Below are 21,976 nucleotides of genomic sequence, written 5' to 3'. Positions count from 1 at the left end.
TATAGTGCCTATCTTAATCATTTATTAGTATATCCAGTGTTTATATTAACTAAAAAGAATATGTCTTATTATACAATCCAAGTGTAAGACATTAATAAGAATTACTTTTAATAATTAGTAAAAGTATTTTTTAAAATATCAAATAGTTAAGAGACATTTTTTATTTTTATTAGTATAGTAATGCTTTGTGAATCGATAATTGATAATTACATGTTTTATTTTCATGTGCTTATAATTGATATGTCTCCAACAGTATTTATAATGTTTTTCAATCGATTTAATAATGATATTCTATTGTCTCTAATTTCTAGGTCTTCAGTCATTATCATTACATCTTTAAAGAAAATTTCTATAAAGTTTTCAATATGGGCTAAATTGTTTAAGCATTCTACAAAATTTTCGCATTTTATTAATTCGTTATTTTTCTTTTCAATATCTTTTATACATAAAAAAAGCAATTTTTCACTTGTTTCGATCAATAGATTTTCATTAATTATTTTTGATTCAATAACATTCTTTTTAAGAATATTAACTATTCTTTTATTCATCGCAAATATTTTTGAATATAATTCTGATTTAGATTTAAATAATGAAAGAGATTCTATTCTAGATAAAATTTGATGTAATGGTGGTTGTATGTAAATAACTGATTCCACAATATCTTTTTCAAACTTATTAAAAAGTTGATAGCGATATCTTTCATAAATGAAATCTATGGATTTTTGAACAGTATCTTTTTTCATAGTATTACTAAAACTAGATAATGTAATTTCCATTAATTTATGCAAATCCAATCCATTAAATAATTTATTAGATTGTTTTATTTTTTCGAAAACACTAATTATGCCGATAGCCGCTCTACGCAAACCAAAAGGATCGCTTTCTCCAGTTGGGTATAGTCCAATACCAAAAAAACCAATTATCATTTCTACTCTTTCAGCTAAAAATAATATAGCAGATATTACATTTCTAACGTCTAATGGTATATTGAATCTATTTAAATATTGGTTTTTTATGGCTAATATAACTTCTTCAGGTTCCTCAAAATTTTTTGCATAATATGAACCCATAATTCCTTGTAATTCTGGAAATTCTCCAACCATCAATGAATCTAGATCTGTTTTTGATAATAAAGCGGCTCTATCAGCTAAATATTCGTTTGCACCTATAACATTTGCTAAGTATTTTGATATAAATCTTAACCTTTCAACCCTATCAAACTGAGTTCCTAGTTTATTGTAATAAATTATAGTTTTTAACTTATTGATATTTTCTGTAGGTAATCTTTTTCTGTCAATATTGTAAAAAAATTGAGCATCTTCTAGCCTTGGTTGTATAACTTTTTGATTACCATTTATTATATTAATAGGATTTGAGGTTTTTATATTGCTAACAATTAGAAATTTGTTTGTTATAAGACCAGATGTTGTATTAAATAGAGGAAAATATTTTTGATGTATACGCATTGTCAAGACAAGACATTCTTTTGGTAATTCTAGGAATTTTTTATCAAAATATCCAATATAAACTGCTGGATACTCAACCAGTGCTGTTACTTCTTCTAACAAAACATTGAAGCTATCATCATCTCCTAAATGAGATTTTAGATTACTTGCACACTGCATTAGTTGCTGTTTAATAAATTCTTTACGCTTATAAAATGATGGTATCACTTTACCAATATTCTCCAGTGTAGATTCATATTCTCCTGCATATTCTATATTAATTAAATTATTTGCTAAAAATCTATGTCCAGATGTTTCGGATGTTGATTTCATTCCCAATAAATTTATTTTTAATCTATTGAATCCCCAAATCACTAATAAGTTATGCGCCGGTCTAATAAATTTGACAGTGGTATTTGAATCTGTTTGATACCTCATTGTTACATTGCTATTTGATATTTTAACAATTGTTTCTTGTAAAGATTGTTGTAATATTTCATACAAATATTTACCAGGTTTTATATAGTTAATTATTAGATATTCTTGCTGCCCATCATTTTCTATTTTGATTTTTTCATGATATTTATGAAAATCTATCTCTTTCAACGATAGTTTCTTAATTAAAGCTGGAGTAGGTACTCCATCTTCTGATAAACCTATTCTTTTAGGCATTAGCTTTTCTCTGAATATTTCTTCAGGAGATCTACCGGATACTTCTGAAAAATAAACAGCTAATCTCCTCGGTGTAGAAAAGCTTTTTATCAGGCATGTTTGTTTAATTAATTTATATTTTTCTAGAAAGAATTTTATAGTATCTGCAAAAGTTTTTTCCAACTCTTGTAATTTTTTTGGTGGCAACTCTTCAGTAAGTAGTTCTATAATTAATGGAAGCATTGTATTCATTTGTTGATATCTATAATATTATTTTATTAGCATAGGAAACCCTAGTTTTTCTCTAGAATTATAATATATATTGGCAATAGATTTTGATAGGTTGCGAATTCTGCTTATATAGGAAGATCTTTCAGTAACACTTATTGCCCCGCGAGCATCTAATATATTAAATATATGAGCTGCTTTCAAAAGTTTTTCGTATGCTGGTAAAGCTAGAGGTATAGATATGAGTTTCTTAGCTTCTAGCTCATGATCATTGAAATGTTTAGTAAGTATGTTAATATCAGCATATTCAAAATTAAAAGTAGATTGTTCAATTTCATTTTGATGATAGATATCCCTATAAAGTACATCTCTACCATTTCTGTCTTTTGTCCATATAAGGTCGTAAACAATATCAACATTCTGAAGATACATTGCTAGCCTTTCAAGGCCATATGTAATCTCTCCAGTAGTAGGATTACAGTCTAATCCTCCTATTTGTTGAAAATATGTAAACTGAGTTATTTCCATACCATTTAACCAGATTTCCCATCCTAATCCCCATGCTCCGAGAGTTGGATTTTCCCAGTTATCTTCTATTAATCTTATGTCATGCTCAACTGGATTTACGCCTAGTTCACGTAGCGACTCGATATAAAGATCTATTATATTAATTGGAGCTGGTTTCAAAACTACTTGAAACTGATAATAATGCTGTAAACGATTGGGGTTTTCTCCATAACGACCATCTTTTGGCCTTCTAGATGGCTGTACATATGCAGCGCTCCATGGTTCAGGTCCTATCGATCTTAGAAATGTTGCGGTATGAGAAGTTCCAGCTCCGATTTCCATATCATAAGGTTGCAAGATTGCACAACCTTGCCTGTCCCAATAGTTCTGTAATTTAATAATAATTTGTTGGAATGTTAACATTTTAAAAAATATCACTCATCAATTTCTTTGATATATTGATCTTTTATGTTACTCAATAAATTTTGAGCCTTACCATAATAAGGTATTTCTATATATGGATCTATATCGATTATTGGTTTTAACACAAATGCACGTTCTTGCATTCTAGGATGTGGTATTGTAAGTTCTTTAGAACGTATTGATTTTTGACTATATAGCAAAATATCTAGATCCAATGTTCTGGGAGAATTTTTATACATTCTTTGTCTGCCATATTTCTTTTCTAGAATTTGTAATGTCTCTAGTAAGTCTAAAGGAACTTTGTTAGTAAATATCTTCACAACAGCATTGATGAAATCTGGTCCTTCTGCTTTTATTGGTGAACTAATGTACATTTTGGATTTTATGCTATGGCTTCCAAAAATACAAAATAAATCAGATATTGCATTATTTATTATCGATATGCTATCACCTTGATTTGAACCAAGACCTATATAAGATTCTACAGTTTTATCAATCACATTTATGTTCCTGTTTTTTATTTTTTGTTTTATTGATTGTTTTTAACATATTTTCTTTTTCTTTATCGTCAGATTCTAGCCAGTTTGTCCACCATTGCGCAACAACTTTGTCAAAATCATTTGACTTTGCCCTAAGCAAAACAAAATCATAAGCTGCTTTAAATTTTGGATTTTGTAGTAAGCGGAAAGAAGTTTTGTTTTTTCTAGTTTCAAATTTTGTTTGCATGAGCCAAATTGTTTTCATATCTGATATTATTTTCTTATGTATAGATAATACTTTCAGCTGATCTTCTATTACAGTGTCAGATGCAGATGTCATTGAAATATATATATTTTTGTTTTTTTTATAATTTTTCTGATACTCTATTTGTACTTGAGGCCATAAAATAGCAGCTAATAAGAAACTTGAACTAACAGATTTGCTATTCAAAATTCTTTGATCTGTTTCATCAAGAGATATTTTTAGGAAATTCATCGAGTCTGTTTTTTTAAGTGTTTCTTCTAGTGTTGGAATCAGAAAAGTATGTAAGTTGTTTGATTTTATTTCTAATAAACATTTTAATGCATTGCCGCATGTTAATATTTTAATTAACTCATCAAATAGTCTTGCTTGTGGTATGTTAGCTATTAATTCTTTCTGTTTTTCTATATATTTGAGCGTATCAGGACTAATAGACCCATTAATTTTAGAAGCAAATCTTATTGCTCTTAGAATTCTAACAGGATCTTCTCTGTATCTAATACTAGCTTCTCCTATTAGATTTACTTGTTTTTTCTTTAAGTCATATACTCCATCATGATAATCTATTATTATTTCTGAATTTGCATCATAATATAAAGAATTTATCGTAAAATCTCTTCTATTTGAATCTTCTGACTGTGAGCCAAAATAATTATCAGTTAGTATTCTGCCAAACTCATCTTGTTTTATATCTATTGGAGATGACCTAAAAGTGGATATTTCAATTATCTCTTTGTAAAAAATAACATGTACTAATCTAAATCTCTTTCCTATAATCCTAGCTCTTTTAAAAATATGTTTGATTTGCTCTGGTGTAGCGTTAGTTGCAATATCAAAATCTTTTGGTTTTAATCCTAATATAAGATCTCTGATAGCTCCACCTACTATATATGCCTCGAAGCCATTTTTATTCAAAGTTTCGCATACTCTTATAGCATTTTCAGAAATATTAAGTTTGTTAATGCCATGTTTATTCTTATAGATATAAGATGGTTTACCCTTCATAAATAAGATGCGTAATTTTTTAATTATTTGATTAAACATTAAGACTTAAAATCTTCAAAATTATTAAAAATATCTAATATTTCCCATTTTCTCTCTATTGCTATAGAACGTAATTTATTGCTCGGATTTGTAGCTATTGGATTGTTAACTAATTCCATTAAAGGTAAATCATTTATGGAATCACTGTAGAAGAACGAATTATGGAAATCTTCAATTTTATATCCGATGTCGGATAGCCATTTATTTACTCTAATAACTTTTCCTTCTTTAAAACTAGGTATTCCTATAATTTTTCCCGTGAAATGTCCCATAACATATTCTGCTTCTGTAGCAATTAAATTTTTTATGCCAAAAGCTCTTGCTATAGGCTCAGTAACAAAATTATTAGTAGCTGTAACTATCGCACATATGGCGCCTGATTCTAAATGATCTTGTACTAATTTTACCGCCATATCTGTTATATTAGGTCTTACTATACTTCTCATAAACTCTTCATGCCATAAAGCTAGGTTATATGTTGAGTTGATAGATAAAAGCCTAAGCATAAATGCTGCAGATTGATCTGCCGTAAGTGTTCCTTTATTATACTGTTCCATTAGATCATCATTTATTTTTATAGCTTCATCCGGATTAGTTCCAGCACGACCAGTTTTGGCTAAAAATCTTGCCCACTGATAATCACTGTCTATAGGTAGCAAAGTATGATCTAAATCAAAAAGCACTAAGTTTTTATAATTCATAAAATATTATGACTCCAAGTTTCCTATCATTTCTTTTAATAATGGTATTGTAATAGGTCTTTTAGTAGAGAGTGAGTAACGATCTAAGGCTATTAATGTTGCTGTTAATTTACGCATGTCACGTTCGTGGTGATTAATCATCCATGTAATTACGTTATCTACACCAAATACTCCAAGTTTCCCAGATAGTTTTTTTAATGCATTAGCTTTTTCTTGATCAGACAGTGGTTCCAGTTTAAAAACCAGATCCCATCCTAATCTAGTTCTTAAATCTTCTCTAATTTTTAATGATATTGGAGATTGATTTCCAGATAACATCATAGAAAATGATTTTTTTGTTAATGATAATTCCCGCCAGGTATTATACAGCTTAAATACCTTTAATTGTTGTGATGAATTGAGTAGATGTACATCATCTATTGTTATTAGATCAGGAAAATCGTTAGCATCATCCTTATATAGCAGATTTATGACATCATCGAATTTATTGTTATCTATATAAATAGCTTTATTTTTATGAGACAAAGCTCGTAATAAATGAGTACGTCCACAGCCATCTGGACCCCAGAAATATATAGCTCTTCCAGTAGGCAAATACATTGCTGAATACAAAGCCTCATCATTCAGTCCTACTACATAATTTTCAATTGTTGGCTCCAATATTGGTGACATATTAAGGAGAAGTTGATGACGTCTCATGAAGGTTTTTTTTATCTATTAAATGGGATAGCTCTGTTACTAATTATAATGAAAAACTTAAATTTTGTTTGTGTTTATTAATTAATAAATTAATATGATTGAAAAATTTGTAGTTTTAATGGATTCAACGTAGAATCTAAGAGAAGGAACTTTACCTTTACATAACTTAACCTAAATTATATATGATTACTTCAAACATTAAATCTCTTAATTATTTGGATTCTGGTGTAGATATCGATGCAGGTGAAAGCTTAGTCAACATAATAAAACCTTTAGCTGCACGTACAAAGCGCAAGGAAGTGCTTAAAGGCATTGGTGGATTCGGAGCTTTATTTGAGATTTCGAAAAACTTTAAAGAGCCCGTATTAGTTTCGGGCACAGACGGAGTTGGAACAAAATTACGGTTAGCATTTGAATGGAATCGTCATGATACTGTTGGTATAGATTTAGTAGCAATGAGCGTTAATGACATATTAGTACAAGGAGCTGAGCCATTATTTTTCTTGGACTATTTTGCTTGTGGTAAACTGTCAGTTGATATAGCAGCTTCAGTAATAAAAGGTATCGCTAAAGGATGTGAGCTAGCAGGATGTACTCTCATAGGAGGAGAAACAGCAGAGATGCCTGGAATGTATCCTATTGGTGAATATGACTTAGCTGGTTTTGCTGTTGGTGCTGTTGAAAAAGCAAAAATAATAAATGGTGAGACAATAAGGGAAGGGGATACTATTCTCGGTTTAGCATCAAGCGGAGCTCATTCTAATGGATATTCTCTGATTAGAAAAGTATTAGAGCATACTAAAGCTAATCCTGATCAAGATTTTTATGGTCAACCATTATCTGATGCTATAATGGCTCCCACACGTATTTATGTTAAACAAATTTTGTCTTTAATAGCAGAATATGGTGATTCTATAAAAGGGTTGGCACATATTACTGGAGGTGGTTTATTAGATAATATTCCACGAATATTGAACCCAGGGTTATCTGCAAAATTATTTCGAGATTCTTGGAATCTACCTAATTTATTTAATTGGTTGCAAAAAAATGGCAATATATTGGATGAAGAGATGTATAGAGTATTCAATTGTGGTATAGGAATGGTTATTATAGTTCCAGATATTGATGCTGATGCTATTATGAAAACCTTGATTTCTTATGGCGAGAAAGTTACTAGAATTGGCGAGGTCGTTAGAACTCAAAAGAATATGCCTCAAACTTATGTATTGTAAAAGCACTGAATTAAGATTTATATAGTGTAGTGTTTATGAAATCTATTACATTTTTAAGTAATTCTTTAGAAGAACAGTCTACGATTGTTCTTTCTTTTTGTGATCTAAGCCAAGTCATTTGCCTCTTAGCAAGTTTTTTTGTAGCTATTATGCTTTTTTCTATTGCAGTTTTTAAAGATATTTTATTTTCAAAAAAATCCCATAATTGCTTATAACCAACACATTTTATTGAAGGCAGATCTTGGTTTAGATCATTGCGTGAGTAAAGCGAATAAACCTCATCAACCAGTCCATTTTCAATCATTAAATTGAATCTGTCTATTATTTTTTCATGTAAATATTGTCGTTCTGGTGGTTCAAGACTCAATGTAATATATATATTTGTTTGTTCTTGTTTTTTATCTCTTATATTTAATAAGCTAGACATTGGCTTGCCGGTTATTGCGTATATTTCTATTGCCCTTTGTATCCTTTGCCTATCATGAGGTGAAATTTTCAATGCTGTTTTTGGATCTATTTGTGACAAATACTTATGAAGCTCTGTCCATCCAATTATATTAGCTTTTGCTTCTATATCCTGTCTTATTTCTTTATTGGCTGTTGGCAAATCATCCAAATTAAATCTTAATGAATTATAATACATCATTGTACCGCCAACTATCATTGGTATGTTCCCTCTTTCTATAATTTCTTTTATAAGTAAGTTTGTATCATGACAGAAATCAGCAGCAGAATATGTTTCATAAGGTTCTCTTATGTCAATTAAATGTTGACTTATAATTGATCTGCTATACAAAGAGGGTTTTGCTGTACCTATATCCATACCACGGTATATTGTAGCAGAATCCATATTAATAATCTCTATAGGCCAATTCTTTGCCAACTCTATCGCTATTGTACTTTTACCTGTAGCTGTAGGTCCCGTTATGCAAATAATTTTTTTTAGCATATTTTATTATTGTCCTCGCAAAAACATTTTATCAATATGTTTTAAAGACCAATATACCCATGTTGGCCTACCATGATTGCATTGATTAGATCTTTTAGTTAATTCCATTTTTCTGAGCAAGGCATTCATCTCATTTATATGTAATTTTCTATTGGCTCTTACAGAACAATGACAAGCTATCGTTGATAGTATTTTATTACTATATACTTCAGCAAGTATAGAGTGCCCCATAGAATTTAATTCCTCTAACACATTAATTAATAAAAGTTCAACATTATGCCCAGTTAATAAAGATGGTATACAGTATATTGCAACCGAATTAGGGGTATATGATTTTAGTTCAAATCCGAGCATATTAAACCATTCTTCATGCTCTTCTACTAATTGCACAAATTTTTCTTTCATTCTATAAATTATTGGAGCCAAGAGTCTTTGAGTTTGAATCTTTTTCGATTTGAATGAATCTTTTAATTCTTCATATAGTATACGTTCATGAGCAGCATGTGTGTCGACAATTATTAAACCGTTATCATTTTGAGCTAATATATAAGTTCCATGTAATTGTGCTATAGCTTCTCCGAGATGGTGTTCTTTATTATTAATGTCAGTAGCAGTTAATATCTCTATAGGTTCTTTATTATTATAGTTGTATTCTATACTAACTTGTTTTGGTATATTTGTACTTAATTCTTCTTGTTTTGCAGATTTATCTTGATGTATTAAAATATCTTTAATACTAAAATCAGAAATTGCTTTATTTACAGCTCTTGAAACAAATTGGTATATTACATTACCTGTCAGAAAACGAACTTCTTTTTTAGTAGGATGGACATTAATATCGATATCATCTGAATCTATATTTAGAAAGATGATAAAAGAAGGAGATTGTCGGCCATAGCTTATGTCAGAGTAGGCAGCTTTTATTGCATGAGTTAGCATACGATCATGAATATATCTTTTGTTTACATATAAATATCTATAATCATGCTTGTTATTAATGTCTGCATTATTAGATAATATGCCTTTTATTTCCATATTTTTATTTGACATGTAAACTTGTATTGAGTCTTTTTGAATTCTATTACCTAAAATGTCATATATGCGTTGCTTATAATCTGTTTTTATAAATTGTTTTATAATTTTATTTTTATTGAAAATTTTAAATGATATTTTAGGATAAGCTAAAGCAATATTTTCTACTGTAGTGATACAGTGCTCTAGTTCTGTATGTTCAGAACGTAGGAATTTACGACGTGCTGGTGTATTATCAAATATCTGACTAGCACTAACAAGTGTTCCTACTTTTCCTTGCCAAGGTTTTAATAAAAAATCTGTATTACTAACTTGCCAAGCGTGATTATCTTCTTTGGTGCGTGATACTATTTCTAATTTAGTTATAGATGAAATTGATGCTAAAGCCTCTCCTCTAAAACCCATAGATGTTATCTTTCTAAGATCAGATAAGTTATATATTTTGTTTGTTGTGTGTCTTTTTAAGGATATTATAAGGTCATTATAAGGTATACCTATACCATCATCTATTACAGTTATATTTTTAATACCACCACCATATATATAGATATCTATATTTAAAGCATCTGCATCTATAGAATTTTCTAATAATTCTTTAATTATTGATGAAGGACGTTCAATAATTTCTCCTGCTGATATTTGATTTATTAAATAATCAGGAAGTTGTATGATCGGACGATTATTGCACATAGTTATATAAACTCATTCATTAGTTACTATTTCATTTTTTTAATATCTAAATACTATCATTTATCTTAAAGTATAAATTTATACTTTTCATGATAGCTTTCGCAAATTTCTGCTGGTATTCCTCTGATTTTGATAATATTTCCTCTTCTGGATTGCTTATGAATGCAATTTCTATAATAACAGAAGGTATATCAGGAGCTCTAAGTCTTGCAAAATCAGCTTGCTCAACATTCTCTTTGTATAAAAGATTGATTTTTTTATTTCATTTAATAGTAACTCACCTATTTTCATAGAGCTTTTTATTTGAGCTGATGTAGATAAATCTAATATTATCTTTACTAAATTTTTGTCATATGAGTGTAGATTTATCCCTCCAATCAGATCTGACTCATTTTCTTTGTCTACGATCCATTTTGCTAATGCACTGGATGCTCTATAAGATGATAATGTAAATACAGAAGATCCTTGAGCACTTCTGTTAACCCATGAGTCAGCGTGAATAGATATTAGTAGATCTGCTTTTACATCTCTTGCTTTTTGGACCCTTGCCAATAATGGCATAAAATATTCTTGCTCTCTTGTTAAATATGCATCAATGTTATTTTGTGTATCTATTAAATCTTTTATTTTTTTAGCAATACTCAAGACAATATTTTTTTCTAAAAGACCGTTTTCTCCTATTGCTCCAGGATCCTCGCTACAGTGAGGATCTATTACTATGACTAGCCTCTTTTCTTTCTTAAGCAGATTGTTATCATATGATAATAATCTATTCTCATTGCATTCTACTTTGTTGATAATATTCATGTTCTAGCTATTTCTTGGATATTTTTATTAAAAAAATCCATTATTTGATCTTTTGTGAACATGTATATTACTGTCCTATATCTTTAAGAATGTATTGGTTCTAATGAAAATATTTTATGATCAATTGATTGTTTTAAGTCGAACACTATTCTTATGGTATTAGAAGATTTTTTTGCTAAACGAATATTTTTTATATAAAAGTCATTATATTCATAAAATTTTAATAAATTATTAAAATTTAACAGATTAGTAATGTTTTTTACGTCTAGGACTAAACGTTTTGGATTATATAGAAAGAAGCTATCGAAATTAAGTACTTCATTAGATTCTAATATTATCTTGGTATGCTCATTTGAATGCCGAATACTAACATCTAAAATTTCAGAAGCAATAGAAAAATTAGATATGTGAAATATAAGTATTATTATTAATAAATTTTTATTTAAAAGGGTTTTTATATATGATTTAACATTTTTTTGTAAGTGTTGATTATATTTGTTAACCATTTCCTTTCTTTATTCTTTTGTGTAGACAAAGTAGCACAACGTTCCACGTCAGTCTCTATATTTGAGAATGATATCAATATTTCTAAATCAGGCTTAGGTAAAAAGTCTATTGCTTTTTCTGGCCATTCGATCAACATAATATTATTTTTATTTTCTAATTCTTCGAATCCTATGCTTAGCAATTCTGATTGATGATTAAATCTATAAAAATCAAAGTGATAAAACTTAATTTCATTGTTATTATATTGTTCCATTATAGAAAAACTGGGGCTTTTAATATTTTCAATCACACCAAAATTTTTCAAAAAATATCTTACAAAAGTAGTTTTCCCAACCCCAAGATCGCCATATAAATAAATAACTTTGCCATCTGACATTTTTTCTTCATGTATCGATTCTTCTATAGATTTAGCTAAAATTACAGTGTTATTTAAATTTTTAAGTTTTATTGTGTACATTTTAAAAATTTTTTGAATATCTAAATATGTGAAAGTTTTTCATAAAAGTCACCGTTATAAAATACCAAAGGTTCTGCATTAGAATAGTTGTAATATTGGATTTTTCCTATCATTATTAAATGATCTCCTTCTATATATTGTCTGTAATTTTTACAATCTATCCAGGCTTTATATTCTATATCTAACATTGTAGTACCGCTTGGAGAAAATTTTGTCCTTATATTATCAAATCTACATTGTGAATTTTTCTTGGCAAAAGAATTTGCTATTTCTATTTGTTCACTAGAAAGAATATGTATTACATAGTTGCTACAATTTAGAAAAATATTTTTACTTGTGGACTTAAGAGACAAACTCCAAAGAATTAAAGGTGGATCTAATGATAGAGAATTAAAAGAATTAACAGTTAATCCACATGGTTTATTCATAAAACCATGTGTAGTTATAATTGTTACTCCAGTAACAAAGTTACCTAATAGTTTTCTAAATTCTTTTTGTTGAATTTGCATTTCTGGTTCCATACATTCACACTTTTGTTGAATGTGCATGTTGCTTTTATGGATATAATCTTTGTATTTTCCATTTGTTCTCGCAATCTTTATTATAAATAATTCTATCATGTAAACGCGATGATCTGCCTTGCCAAAATTCTAGTGATTTAGGTTTTAGTATGTATCCTCCCCAGTGTTTAGGCCTCATGGGGTTATTGCCAAATTTTTCTCTATAAAAATTGACATTATTTTCTAAGTCTTTTCTATCATTCATTATCTTGCTTTGTATCGAGGCCCATGCTCCTATTCGAGATTCCAGAGGTCTGCTTTCATAATACAAATCAGATTCTTTGGAATCTATTTTTCTGACAATTCCCTCTATCCGTACCTGACGCTCTAATGTTTGCCAAAAAAACAATAGACATGCTTTTGCATTATATTCCAAGTCATTACCTTTGCGAGAATTGTAATTTGTGAAAAATACAAAACCATGACTGTCAAAATCTTTTAATAAAACTATTCTTGATGACGGTTCTCCTGCAACATTAACCGTACTTAGAACCATAGCATTAGGATCTGGTATTTTTTCTATCATTACATCGTTAAACCATAGTTCAAATTGATCGAAAGGTGATGATTTTAGTTCTTTTTCTGTAAGATTGCCTTTTTTATATTCTTGTCGTATGTTTGATATTAACATGTGATTGCTTTATCCATTTTAAGCACAAAGAAATGATTCTATAGCAAGATAACAATTTGTGTAATAATTATAGCGTTTTCTAGAAAAGTCTAACAATAATTATTGAAAATACAATTTTTCTTTAGATATTTAATTTTGATATTATTTCTGGAAGTTTTTTTATTAATCGCAAAAATTATTATGAATAGTGCAAAAATAGAAAGAAGATTTAGTGGCATAATTAAACTGTATGGTTATGTTAATTATCGAAAACTACAAGAATCACACGTGATTATTGTTGGTGTGGGTGGTGTAGGATCTTGGGCAGCAGAAGCTTTGGCAAGATCAGGTGTGGGTTCTTTAACATTGGTTGATCTAGATAATATTGCTGAGTCAAACATAAATAGACAAATACATTCCTTAAGTTCGACAATAGGCAAGTCGAAAGTTGAAGTAATGGCAGATAGGATTGCAGAAATAAACCCAAATTGTAATGTTGATATTATAGAAGATTTCTTATCTCATGAAAATATTAATAATGTAATAAATACAAAATGTAATTCAATTATTGATTGCATTGATAAGATTGATGCTAAGATAGAGTTATCATTATATTCAATAAAAAATAAATTACCTTTAGTTGTTTGCGGTAGTGCAGGGGGAAAAACTGATGCTTCAAAGTTATTGTATGGTGATATTTCAGTAGCAACACATGATCCAATTTTATCTAAAATGAGAAACATTCTTAGACGAAGATATCTTTTTCCTAAACATGTAATCAATGAAAATAATAAAAAATCTATACCTGTTATGGGTATTACGGCTATATGGTTTAATCAACAGACAATAACTCCTTTAGTTGAATGCAGAGAAGAATTTACACATAACTTATCATGTTCTGGCTATGGATCCGTTGTTACAGTAACGGCATCAATGGGTTTTATCGGAGCTAACATTGCTTTGAAAAATATATTAGAACAATAAAATTATATAATTTATATCTGTTCTATTTTAGGAAATTCTGTACAGCTTCTTGTGTTAATGTTAATTCACTAGATTTTTCTGATAGTGATTTGAAAGTTCCTTGAAATACTACATTGCCTCCACACGATCCTCCATTTGGTCCAATATCAACTATCCAATCAGCATTTGCTATAAATTCTAGATTATGTTCTATAGCAATGATAGAGTTGCCAGAGTTTATTAGCTTTTGTAGCATTGTAACAAGATGATCAACATCAGACATAGATAACCCAGTAGTTGGTTCATCCATAACATATATTGTATGTTGTTGTATGTTTTTACGATCTTTGCTTATTAAAATATCATTTTTTATAAGCTCTGATACAATTTTAATTCTTTGAGATTCGCCACCAGATAATGTGGAAGATGATTGACCAATAGAAAGATAACCTAGTCCTATATCATGTAAAAATTTTAGAGGTCTATATATTAACGGAAAATTTATAAAATGTGCCATAGCTTGATCTACTTCCATCATTAATGTTTCTCCTATATTCTTGTCGAGAAATTCAATCATTAATGTTTCTTTGTTAAATCTTAATCCATTGCAGCATTCACATATGATTTTAACATCAGGCATAAAATTCATTTCTATTATTTTAGTACCAAGGCCATTACATTCTTTACATCTTCCTTCTTTTGAGTTAAATGAAAATCTTGAATGATCCCATCCCTTTATTTTTGCAGCTGTAGTATTTGCAAATTTTTTACGAATTTCGTCCCAAAAACCAATATAAGTTGCTGGGCATGATCTTGGTGTTTTACCTATAGGGTTTTGATCTATTGATACTATATTATTGATGTTGCATATACCTTCTATGCATTCACAATTAGTATAATGCTTATTATTAATGTCTTTAAGTACACGATGTATATTTTTAAATAAGATCTCTTGTATTAGTGTAGATTTCCCAGATCCAGATACACCAGTCACAACATTTAAGCAGCTTAATGGAAATTGAGCATTAACACTATTAATGTTATGTAGATTTGCATTTTTTATTTGTATAAATTTTGTTTTACTATTTATTATTCTTTTTTTATAATAATTGCCTGTTCTTTCTTTTTTTAAAAATCTAGCTGTTACTGAATCTTTTGATGCTAATACTTCACTTAAGCTTCCTTGCGCTACAATTTTTCCACCTTTGAGACCTGCGCCAGGACCCATGTCAATTATATGTGATGACTCCTTTATCATATCAGAATCGTGTTCAACTACTACTATTGTATTTCCTTTATTTTTTAAAGATAAAAGTGAATTTATCAACTTTTTATTATCTACAGGATGCAATCCAATTGTTGGTTCATCTAAAACATAACAGGCTCCTTGTGTATCAGATCCTAGTTGTGCTGCTAAATGTACTCTTTGTGATTCTCCCCCAGATAAAGTTGGTTCTGGCCTATCTAGCTCCAAATAACCTAGGCCTACTTCTTTCATAAAATATAATTTGCTGCAAATTTCTTTTAAAATATTTTTAGCAATTAAATTTTCCCTATCTTTAATTTTGATTTTTCTAAAAAAATTAATAACATCATTAACTGACATAGATAGAATTTCTGCTATATTGTATCCATGCCAGTACACTGAAAGTGCTTCTTCATTAAGTCTTTTGCCATTACATTTATTACACGATAATATATCTTCTGAAGAATATTGATTTTTTTTATTTTTGACAGTATTGTGTATTCCTGTTCCTTTGCAAACAAGACAGTGTCCAATTTTAGAGTTATGAGAAAATAGTAGCGGTTCTAATTTGGGCAACACTATATTGCAATTAACACATGATGGTTTTATGTTATACAATTTTTCAGAAATTAATTTTTGGGATAATATTTTTGATATGTATTTGCCGTCAATTATATGAGTTTTTGTATCATCTATTAATAAAATTTTTATAAAACCATTACTAGTATCTATAGCATAATTTACTAATTTTCGAAGTTTTTCCTCCTGATTATTTTGTATTAAGATATTTCCTATTAGTTTATCTATAACAATATTATCGATGCTAGACATTAATAATAATTCTTCTTGAGTGATAGATTTATTTTTCACAAACAAAAACTTATAATCTTCTTTTTCTATATAATTTCTAAAATTATTATTTTTTATGTTTATAGGAGAGAATATTATTATATTCAAATTATGGTAATCTCTGAGTATTTTGGCTATGATCTGATCAACGGTATGTGTTTTAATAATAGTGTTGCATATAGGGCAATGCTGTTCACCTAGTTTTGCATATATTATTCTTAGAAAGTTATGTATTTCTGATATATTTGATACTGTTGATTTATAGTTCCCTAGTTCTTTATGTTGTTTTATAGCTATAGTAGGCGGAAGGTTAATTATTTTACCTACTTTGGCTCTTTTTGATGACTGAATGATTGATTTAGCATAAGAGTTCAGTGTTAATAGATATCTCCTTTGTCCTTCATTAAACAAAATATCAAAGGCAAGTGTAGATTTTCCTGATCCAGAAACTCCTGTAATGACAGTAAATTGATTTAAAGGTATTTTTATATCTATATTTTGTAGATTATTCTCTTCAGCATTATATATTTCTATATATCTTTCATTTATCAAGTTATCTTTAACTTTTTGTGAATAATGTTTTTTACAAGTATTTATTTTATTAGTACTGTAACTTAGTGCTTTTCCAGTATAAGATAAATTATTTCTCATTAGTGATTCTGGATAATCTTCAGCTACAACATATCCTCCTTTATCACCACCTTCTGGTCCTAAATCTATAACCCAGTCCGATGTCCTTATAACTTCTAAGTTATGTTCTATCAATATTATAGAATGCCCTGTATCTATAAGTTTATGTAAAAATTCTATTAGATTATATATTTCATTTACATGTAAACCTAATGTAGGCTCATCTATTAATAGCATATGACTATTTTGTTTTCGAGAGTTATTATGTAATATGTTTATAACATTACATATCAATTTTATTCTTCTTAATTCTCCATTAGACATTTCTGCTAATGTTTGACCTAATTTTAGATAATCTAGCCCTATATCAACAAGCAGAGATAGTTTATTAATTATTTCAGGAATAGTGCTAAAGAAAACAATAGATTCATTAACAGTCATATCAAGTATTTGATCTATTGATGCTCTTTTATTATTTAATTCTATAAAAACTTCCAATATTTCTTTTCTAAAACGCTTGCCTTCACAGTCCTTACAACATAAATATATGTCTGGTAAGAAATGCATTTCTACAAATTCTAAACCACTGCCATTACAGGTGGGACATCTTCCATGTCCACTATTGAAACTAAATGTATTAGAAGAATATTTTCTTTTTATAGACAATGGAGCTTTAGAAAAAAGTACTCTGATTATTTTGAATATATTAATATAACTAGCTATATTAGATCTCGTGCTTCTTATAATAGGTGAATTATCAATTAATGTTACATCACCGTCATATCCGTCTATTTTTTCGAATAGTTTTCTATTTAATAATTCTAGTTCAGAGTGTTTTTTATTATGCAATCCATTGTATATGATTTCTCTAAGAAGTGTTGTTTTGCCTGATCCAGATACTCCTGTAATACATACTAATTTATTAAGTGGAATTTTTATTGAAATGTCTTTTAAGTTATTTGCATGAGCTTTTGCTATTAACAAAACATTATCGTTAAAATTAATAGGCTCAGCATTGTATTGCTTTTCAAATTTCAGTTTATTATTTGCATACTTTGATGTTATTGTGTCAGCTTTATATAATTCGCAAGGAGATCCATCGAATATGATGTTTCCTCCGTTTATGCCTGACCCTGGTCCTAGTTCTATTACCCTATCTGCAGATAATATTAATTGCAAATTATGTTCTATAACTATTAGACAATTTCCATAATCATTAAGTTTCTTTATAGACTCCAATACTTTACTTATATCTTTATAATGTAGCCCATTAGAAGGTTCATCAAGAACAAACATTGTGTTTATCAATGACGAGCCTAATGCAGTAGTCAAATTTATTCTTTGGGCTTCTCCGCCAGATAGAGTTTTACCCTTACGATCTAGTGTTAGATAATCAAGGCCAATATTTTTTAAAAAATCTAACCTGATTTCTATTTCTTGAACTGTCTGATTATCAGATTTAATGAAAACTCGATTTTTTTTGAATTTATTAAATAACTCTAATGCATCATTCACTGACATTAGCAATACATCGCTTATATTTACTGTATCAGTGTTCTTTTGATCAATAGATTTAATAGTATGATGATTATTTTTCAGTTGATCTTCTGTGCTTCCAATACGCCATAGTAATGATTTATTGTTAAATTTTCTTCCATTGCATTTGGGGCATATTAAATATTTTCTATATTTTGATAATAGAACTCTTATATACATTTTGTAAGATTTTTTCTCTATATTAGAGAAGAATCTTTTTATTCCATACCATTTATCTGAAGAGTATTCGCAGTCGCCATATATTACCCAATCTTGTTGATTTTTTGATAAATCTTTCCATGGTGTTTTTAAAGGTATAGAGGCTATATTTGCGTAATTCTCAAGATCATGTTGGCATAATTTAAAGGTATTAGATTGCCAGGGTTTTATTGCTCCTTCCATTAAGGTTTTGCTATCATCTGGTATTATACGGTCAATATCAATCTCTAAAATATCGCCAAAACCGCTACATTTATCACAAGCACCCAGTGGTGAATTGAAAGAAAAGTTACTTGTGGAAATATCATCGTATACTAAGTTGCAATTGTTGCATTTCAAATTGCTATTGTAACGTAATGTAATTTCATTAGATTCATGATCGCAGCAATAATATATAACAACTTCACCATTACCCATAAACATAGCAGTTTCTATTGCTTCATAGCAACGATTCTGATTTTCTTTTGATAAATTTATCCTATCTTGTATTACAAAAATCGTCTGGATATCAGTTTTATTATTGTTGAGGAAATTCTCTTTATATATATCTAGGTACCCTTTTTTTGAAAGAGATTCAAGTATATCTTCCCTTATATTTGGTAATAAAATTATTGGGAATGTTATTTTCAGTTTGTTATTTTTATTTACTTTAATTTTTTCATTTAAGTCTTTCAATATGGAATCTGGTGTATGTTTCCTCACTAACTGATTACAATTTTCACAGAATAAATTAGAATTATTAGCAAATAATATTTTTAGATATTCATTAATTTCTGTAAGTGAGCCCACAGTACTGCGTGAATTTTTTATATGATTTTTTTGATATATTGCTATTGCTGGCAAGATTCCACTTATACTAGTAACATCAGGCTTATCCATTTGATCTAGAAATTGTCTTGCATATGTAGAAAAGGTTTCTATGTATCTACGCTGTCCCTCCGCATATATAGTATCAAACACAAGAGAACTTTTTCCGGAACCAGATACTCCGGTAACTATTATAAAATCTTCAGCTCCAATATTTAGGCTTAAATTCTTCAGATTGTTTTGTTTAGCACCAGTAATCTTTATATTAGATTTCATGATTCATTGTTATTTGTATTAAAATAAATTATATAATCACGATATCACTGTTTATATTTTCAAATGATTTTTCAAGAGTTTTTGTTGTAAACAGGTTATAATGTAATATCATTATTTAAATTTTTTATTTAAGGAGTTTATTATGGCAGAACGTAAACGTGTAAGACGCAATACTCTTGAGCGTCGTTGTTTAGGTAAAGCTTATAAAAGGTTATTTGCAGATTTACCAAAGAACGTTTTTAAAATGCTAGAAAAAGTTAAACGTTCTTAGCAATAAATATGTGTTCTAGAATGATGTTTACTTAGGGTTTTATATTTTTATCATTTGTCTAACAGCTAGTTATTTGTTTTGTTATTGTTAATTTTTGTTAAAACTCTAAAAGTTCATTCATCTTCTTCTTAAAGCATATGTCCGCGTTAGTATGCTTTAATTTATTAATGTTAATCAATGATTTATTATTTAATCTTTTTTTAAGAGTGTTCATAAATAGCTATGGCAAAATACGTATATACCATGAACCGTGTAAGCAAGATTGTTCCTGTGAATAAGTATATTCTGAGAAATATCTCTCTTTCTTTTTTCCCAGGAGCTAAGATTGGTGTTCTTGGTCTAAATGGATCTGGAAAGTCAACATTATTAAGAATAATGGCAGGTGTTGACAAAGAGATCGAGGGAGAAGCTTTTGCTATGCCAGGACTAAAGATAGGATATCTCTCTCAAGAGCCATTGATAGATGATAAATTAACAGTTAGAGAAGCTGTTGAGCTAGGAATGAGTGATATTTTACGTGCAAAAAAGCGTTTAGAAGCCATTTATGCCGCTTATGCTGAAGTAGATGCTGATTTTGAAAAACTAGCTTCTGAACAAGCTGAGCTAGAAGCTATTATATCTGCTTCATCTACCAGCGGGTTTGATGATTCTGAATTACAAATGGAAGTAGCAGCTGATGCTTTGAGAATTCCATCTTGGGATGCAAAGATTGAAAATTTGTCAGGTGGAGAAAAAAGAAGAGTTGCTTTATGCAGAATGTTATTATCTAAACCAGATATTCTGCTATTAGATGAGCCTACAAATCATCTAGATGCGGAAAGTGTTGAATGGCTAGAACATTTTTTACATGATTTTAAAGGCACAGTTGTTGCCGTAACTCATGATCGATATTTTTTGGATAATGTTGCTGAATGGATACTAGAGCTGGATAGAGGTTACGGTATACCATGGAAAGGTAACTATAGTTCTTGGCTGCTTCAAAAAGAAGTTCGTTTGAAGGTTGAAGAGGGTACAGAAAGTGCTCGTCAACGTACAATAAAAAAGGAATTAGATTGGATAAATCAAAATCCTAAAGGTCGGCAATCTAAGGCTAAAGCACGATTGAATCGTTATGAAGAATTAGCTTCGTATGAATACCAAAAAAGAAATGAAACGCAGGAAATATTTATTCCAATATGCGATAGGTTGGGTAATGATGTAATTGATTTTGATGGTGTTAGCAAAGCTTATGAGGATAGATTATTAATAGATGATTTAAGTTTTAAAATTCCTCCAGGTGCTATAATAGGTATAATTGGTGCTAATGGAGCAGGTAAATCTACTTTATTTCGTATGATTATTGGCTCAGAGACTCCAAGCAAAGGAAAAATTATAGTAGGCAAAACAGTAAAAATATCTTTTGTTGATCAATCAAGAGATTCTCTAATCAACGGCATATCTGTTTTTGAAAATATTTCCGATGGAGCTGATATAATAAACATTGGTAAATTTTCTATGTCCTCAAGGGCATATCTAAGTCGCTTTAATTTAAAGGGAACAGATCAAAGCAAGTTAGTTAGTGATTTATCTGGGGGAGAACGTGGACGTTTACATTTGGCTAAAACTTTACTTTCAGGTGGTAACGTTTTGCTCTTAGATGAACCTTCAAATGATCTTGATGTTGAAACAATTAGAGCTTTAGAGGATGCTTTGTTAGAATTTCCAGGAGTTATTTTTGTAATTAGTCATGACAGATGGTTTTTAGACAGAATAGCGACTCATATTATATCATTTGAAGGTGATTCTGAAGTGGTATTTTTCAATGGAAATTATAATGAATATGAAAGTTACAAAAAATCTAAGAACAAGAACATAAAACCTAAAAGGTTGAAATACAAATCGCTAAGATAAAACAGA

Annotated in this window: 19 protein-coding genes; 4 read left to right on the top strand and 15 right to left on the bottom strand. The window is 29.2% G+C overall.

Translation table 11 applies throughout. From position 1 onward, the window contains the following. Positions 1 to 221 precede the first annotated feature (221 nt). From glyS to CONE_RS02790, 6 genes are read right to left on the bottom strand one after another with little or no spacing between them, the layout of a single operon-like run. Entirely contained in the window at positions 222 to 2,348 is a 2,127-nt protein-coding gene (glyS, locus tag CONE_RS02815) for a glycine--tRNA ligase subunit beta (RefSeq protein ID WP_015397232.1), read from the bottom strand. 18 nt (positions 2,349 to 2,366) lie between these two features. Continuing rightward, positions 2,367 to 3,254: a glycine--tRNA ligase subunit alpha gene (gene glyQ / locus CONE_RS02810; protein ID WP_015397231.1), complete on the bottom strand. Its 888-nt coding sequence runs from the start codon at positions 3,252 to 3,254 to the stop codon at positions 2,367 to 2,369. 11 nt (positions 3,255 to 3,265) lie between these two features. Continuing rightward, the gene (folK, locus tag CONE_RS02805) at positions 3,266 to 3,754 is read right to left on the bottom strand and encodes a 2-amino-4-hydroxy-6-hydroxymethyldihydropteridine diphosphokinase (RefSeq protein WP_015397230.1); all 489 of its coding nucleotides are present in this window, start codon (positions 3,752 to 3,754) and stop codon (positions 3,266 to 3,268) included. Then, entirely contained in the window at positions 3,747 to 5,039 is a 1,293-nt protein-coding gene (gene pcnB / locus CONE_RS02800; protein ID WP_015397229.1) for a polynucleotide adenylyltransferase PcnB, read from the bottom strand. The genes folK and pcnB overlap by 8 nt, the downstream gene beginning before the upstream one ends. After that, on the bottom strand, positions 5,039 to 5,740 hold the full coding sequence (locus tag CONE_RS02795) for an HAD family hydrolase (RefSeq protein ID WP_015397228.1): 702 nt from the start codon (positions 5,738 to 5,740) through the stop codon (positions 5,039 to 5,041). The genes pcnB and CONE_RS02795 overlap by 1 nt, the downstream gene beginning before the upstream one ends. A gap of 6 nt (positions 5,741 to 5,746) precedes the next feature. Continuing rightward, entirely contained in the window at positions 5,747 to 6,439 is a 693-nt protein-coding gene (locus CONE_RS02790) for an HdaA/DnaA family protein (RefSeq protein WP_015397227.1), read from the bottom strand. Positions 6,440 to 6,621: 182 nt separating this feature from the next. On the opposite strand from CONE_RS02790, the gene purM reads away from it, so the two are divergent. Further along, positions 6,622 to 7,671, top strand: a complete 1,050-nt coding sequence (purM, locus tag CONE_RS02785; RefSeq protein ID WP_015397226.1) for a phosphoribosylformylglycinamidine cyclo-ligase — start codon at positions 6,622 to 6,624, stop codon at positions 7,669 to 7,671. Between the two features lie 10 nt (positions 7,672 to 7,681). Here purM and miaA read toward each other — a convergent pair whose 3' ends face one another. The 8 genes from miaA to pdxH all read right to left on the bottom strand — a co-directional run bounded on the left by miaA (position 7,682) and on the right by pdxH (position 13,304). Next, on the bottom strand, positions 7,682 to 8,620 hold the full coding sequence (miaA, locus tag CONE_RS02780) for a tRNA (adenosine(37)-N6)-dimethylallyltransferase MiaA (RefSeq protein ID WP_015397225.1): 939 nt from the start codon (positions 8,618 to 8,620) through the stop codon (positions 7,682 to 7,684). A 6-nt stretch (positions 8,621 to 8,626) separates the two neighbouring features. Next, on the bottom strand, positions 8,627 to 10,342 hold the full coding sequence (gene mutL / locus CONE_RS02775; RefSeq protein ID WP_015397224.1) for a DNA mismatch repair endonuclease MutL: 1,716 nt from the start codon (positions 10,340 to 10,342) through the stop codon (positions 8,627 to 8,629). Positions 10,343 to 10,388: 46 nt separating this feature from the next. Then, on the bottom strand, positions 10,389 to 10,532 hold the full coding sequence (locus CONE_RS03840) for an N-acetylmuramoyl-L-alanine amidase family protein (RefSeq protein WP_268741924.1): 144 nt from the start codon (positions 10,530 to 10,532) through the stop codon (positions 10,389 to 10,391). Then, positions 10,514 to 11,149, bottom strand: a complete 636-nt coding sequence (locus CONE_RS03760; RefSeq protein ID WP_051033138.1) for an N-acetylmuramoyl-L-alanine amidase — start codon at positions 11,147 to 11,149, stop codon at positions 10,514 to 10,516. The genes CONE_RS03840 and CONE_RS03760 overlap by 19 nt, the downstream gene beginning before the upstream one ends. 83 nt (positions 11,150 to 11,232) lie before the next feature. Further along, positions 11,233 to 11,655, bottom strand: coding sequence for an AMIN domain-containing protein (locus CONE_RS03855; protein ID WP_051033137.1), 423 nt, complete (start codon positions 11,653 to 11,655; stop codon positions 11,233 to 11,235). Further along, complete coding sequence (tsaE, locus tag CONE_RS02765) at positions 11,604 to 12,113, bottom strand: tRNA (adenosine(37)-N6)-threonylcarbamoyltransferase complex ATPase subunit type 1 TsaE (protein ID WP_015397223.1); 510 nt, start codon at positions 12,111 to 12,113, stop codon at positions 11,604 to 11,606. Before tsaE ends, CONE_RS03855 begins: the two co-directional genes overlap by 52 nt. 20 nt (positions 12,114 to 12,133) lie before the next feature. Then, the gene (locus CONE_RS02760) at positions 12,134 to 12,622 is read right to left on the bottom strand and encodes a flavin reductase family protein (RefSeq protein WP_235043353.1); all 489 of its coding nucleotides are present in this window, start codon (positions 12,620 to 12,622) and stop codon (positions 12,134 to 12,136) included. 46 nt (positions 12,623 to 12,668) lie between these two features. Then, the gene (gene pdxH, locus CONE_RS02755; protein ID WP_015397221.1) at positions 12,669 to 13,304 is read right to left on the bottom strand and encodes a pyridoxamine 5'-phosphate oxidase; all 636 of its coding nucleotides are present in this window, start codon (positions 13,302 to 13,304) and stop codon (positions 12,669 to 12,671) included. A 180-nt stretch (positions 13,305 to 13,484) separates the two neighbouring features. Here pdxH and CONE_RS02750 point away from each other — a divergent pair, with 180 nt between their 5' ends. Beyond that, positions 13,485 to 14,267 (top strand): tRNA threonylcarbamoyladenosine dehydratase, encoded by a 783-nt coding sequence (locus CONE_RS02750; RefSeq protein ID WP_015397220.1) that lies wholly within the window; start codon positions 13,485 to 13,487, stop codon positions 14,265 to 14,267. 22 nt (positions 14,268 to 14,289) lie between these two features. Here the strand turns inward: CONE_RS02750 and uvrA are convergent, their stop codons facing one another. Then, positions 14,290 to 19,809 carry an excinuclease ABC subunit UvrA gene (gene uvrA / locus CONE_RS02745; RefSeq protein ID WP_015397219.1) on the bottom strand — a complete coding sequence of 1,840 codons (5,520 nt, stop codon included), beginning with the start codon at positions 19,807 to 19,809 and terminating at the stop codon, positions 14,290 to 14,292. Between the two features lie 142 nt (positions 19,810 to 19,951). Between uvrA and CONE_RS03835 the strand changes: the two genes are divergently transcribed. Together CONE_RS03835 and ettA are read left to right on the top strand one after the other, a co-directional pair. After that, positions 19,952 to 20,080: a hypothetical protein gene (locus CONE_RS03835; protein WP_015389734.1), complete on the top strand. Its 129-nt coding sequence runs from the start codon at positions 19,952 to 19,954 to the stop codon at positions 20,078 to 20,080. A 222-nt stretch (positions 20,081 to 20,302) separates the two neighbouring features. Continuing rightward, positions 20,303 to 21,970 carry an energy-dependent translational throttle protein EttA gene (ettA, locus tag CONE_RS02740; protein ID WP_041862209.1) on the top strand — a complete coding sequence of 556 codons (1,668 nt, stop codon included), beginning with the start codon at positions 20,303 to 20,305 and terminating at the stop codon, positions 21,968 to 21,970. Positions 21,971 to 21,976: the final 6 nt, after the last annotated feature.

It is taken from the genome of Candidatus Kinetoplastibacterium oncopeltii TCC290E, assembly GCF_000340865.1.
Taxonomy (GTDB): Bacteria; Pseudomonadota; Gammaproteobacteria; order Burkholderiales; family Burkholderiaceae_B; genus Kinetoplastidibacterium; species Kinetoplastidibacterium stringomonadis.
Note: the sequence above shows the minus strand (reverse complement) of the source record. Positions and strands in the feature narration are given on the sequence as shown.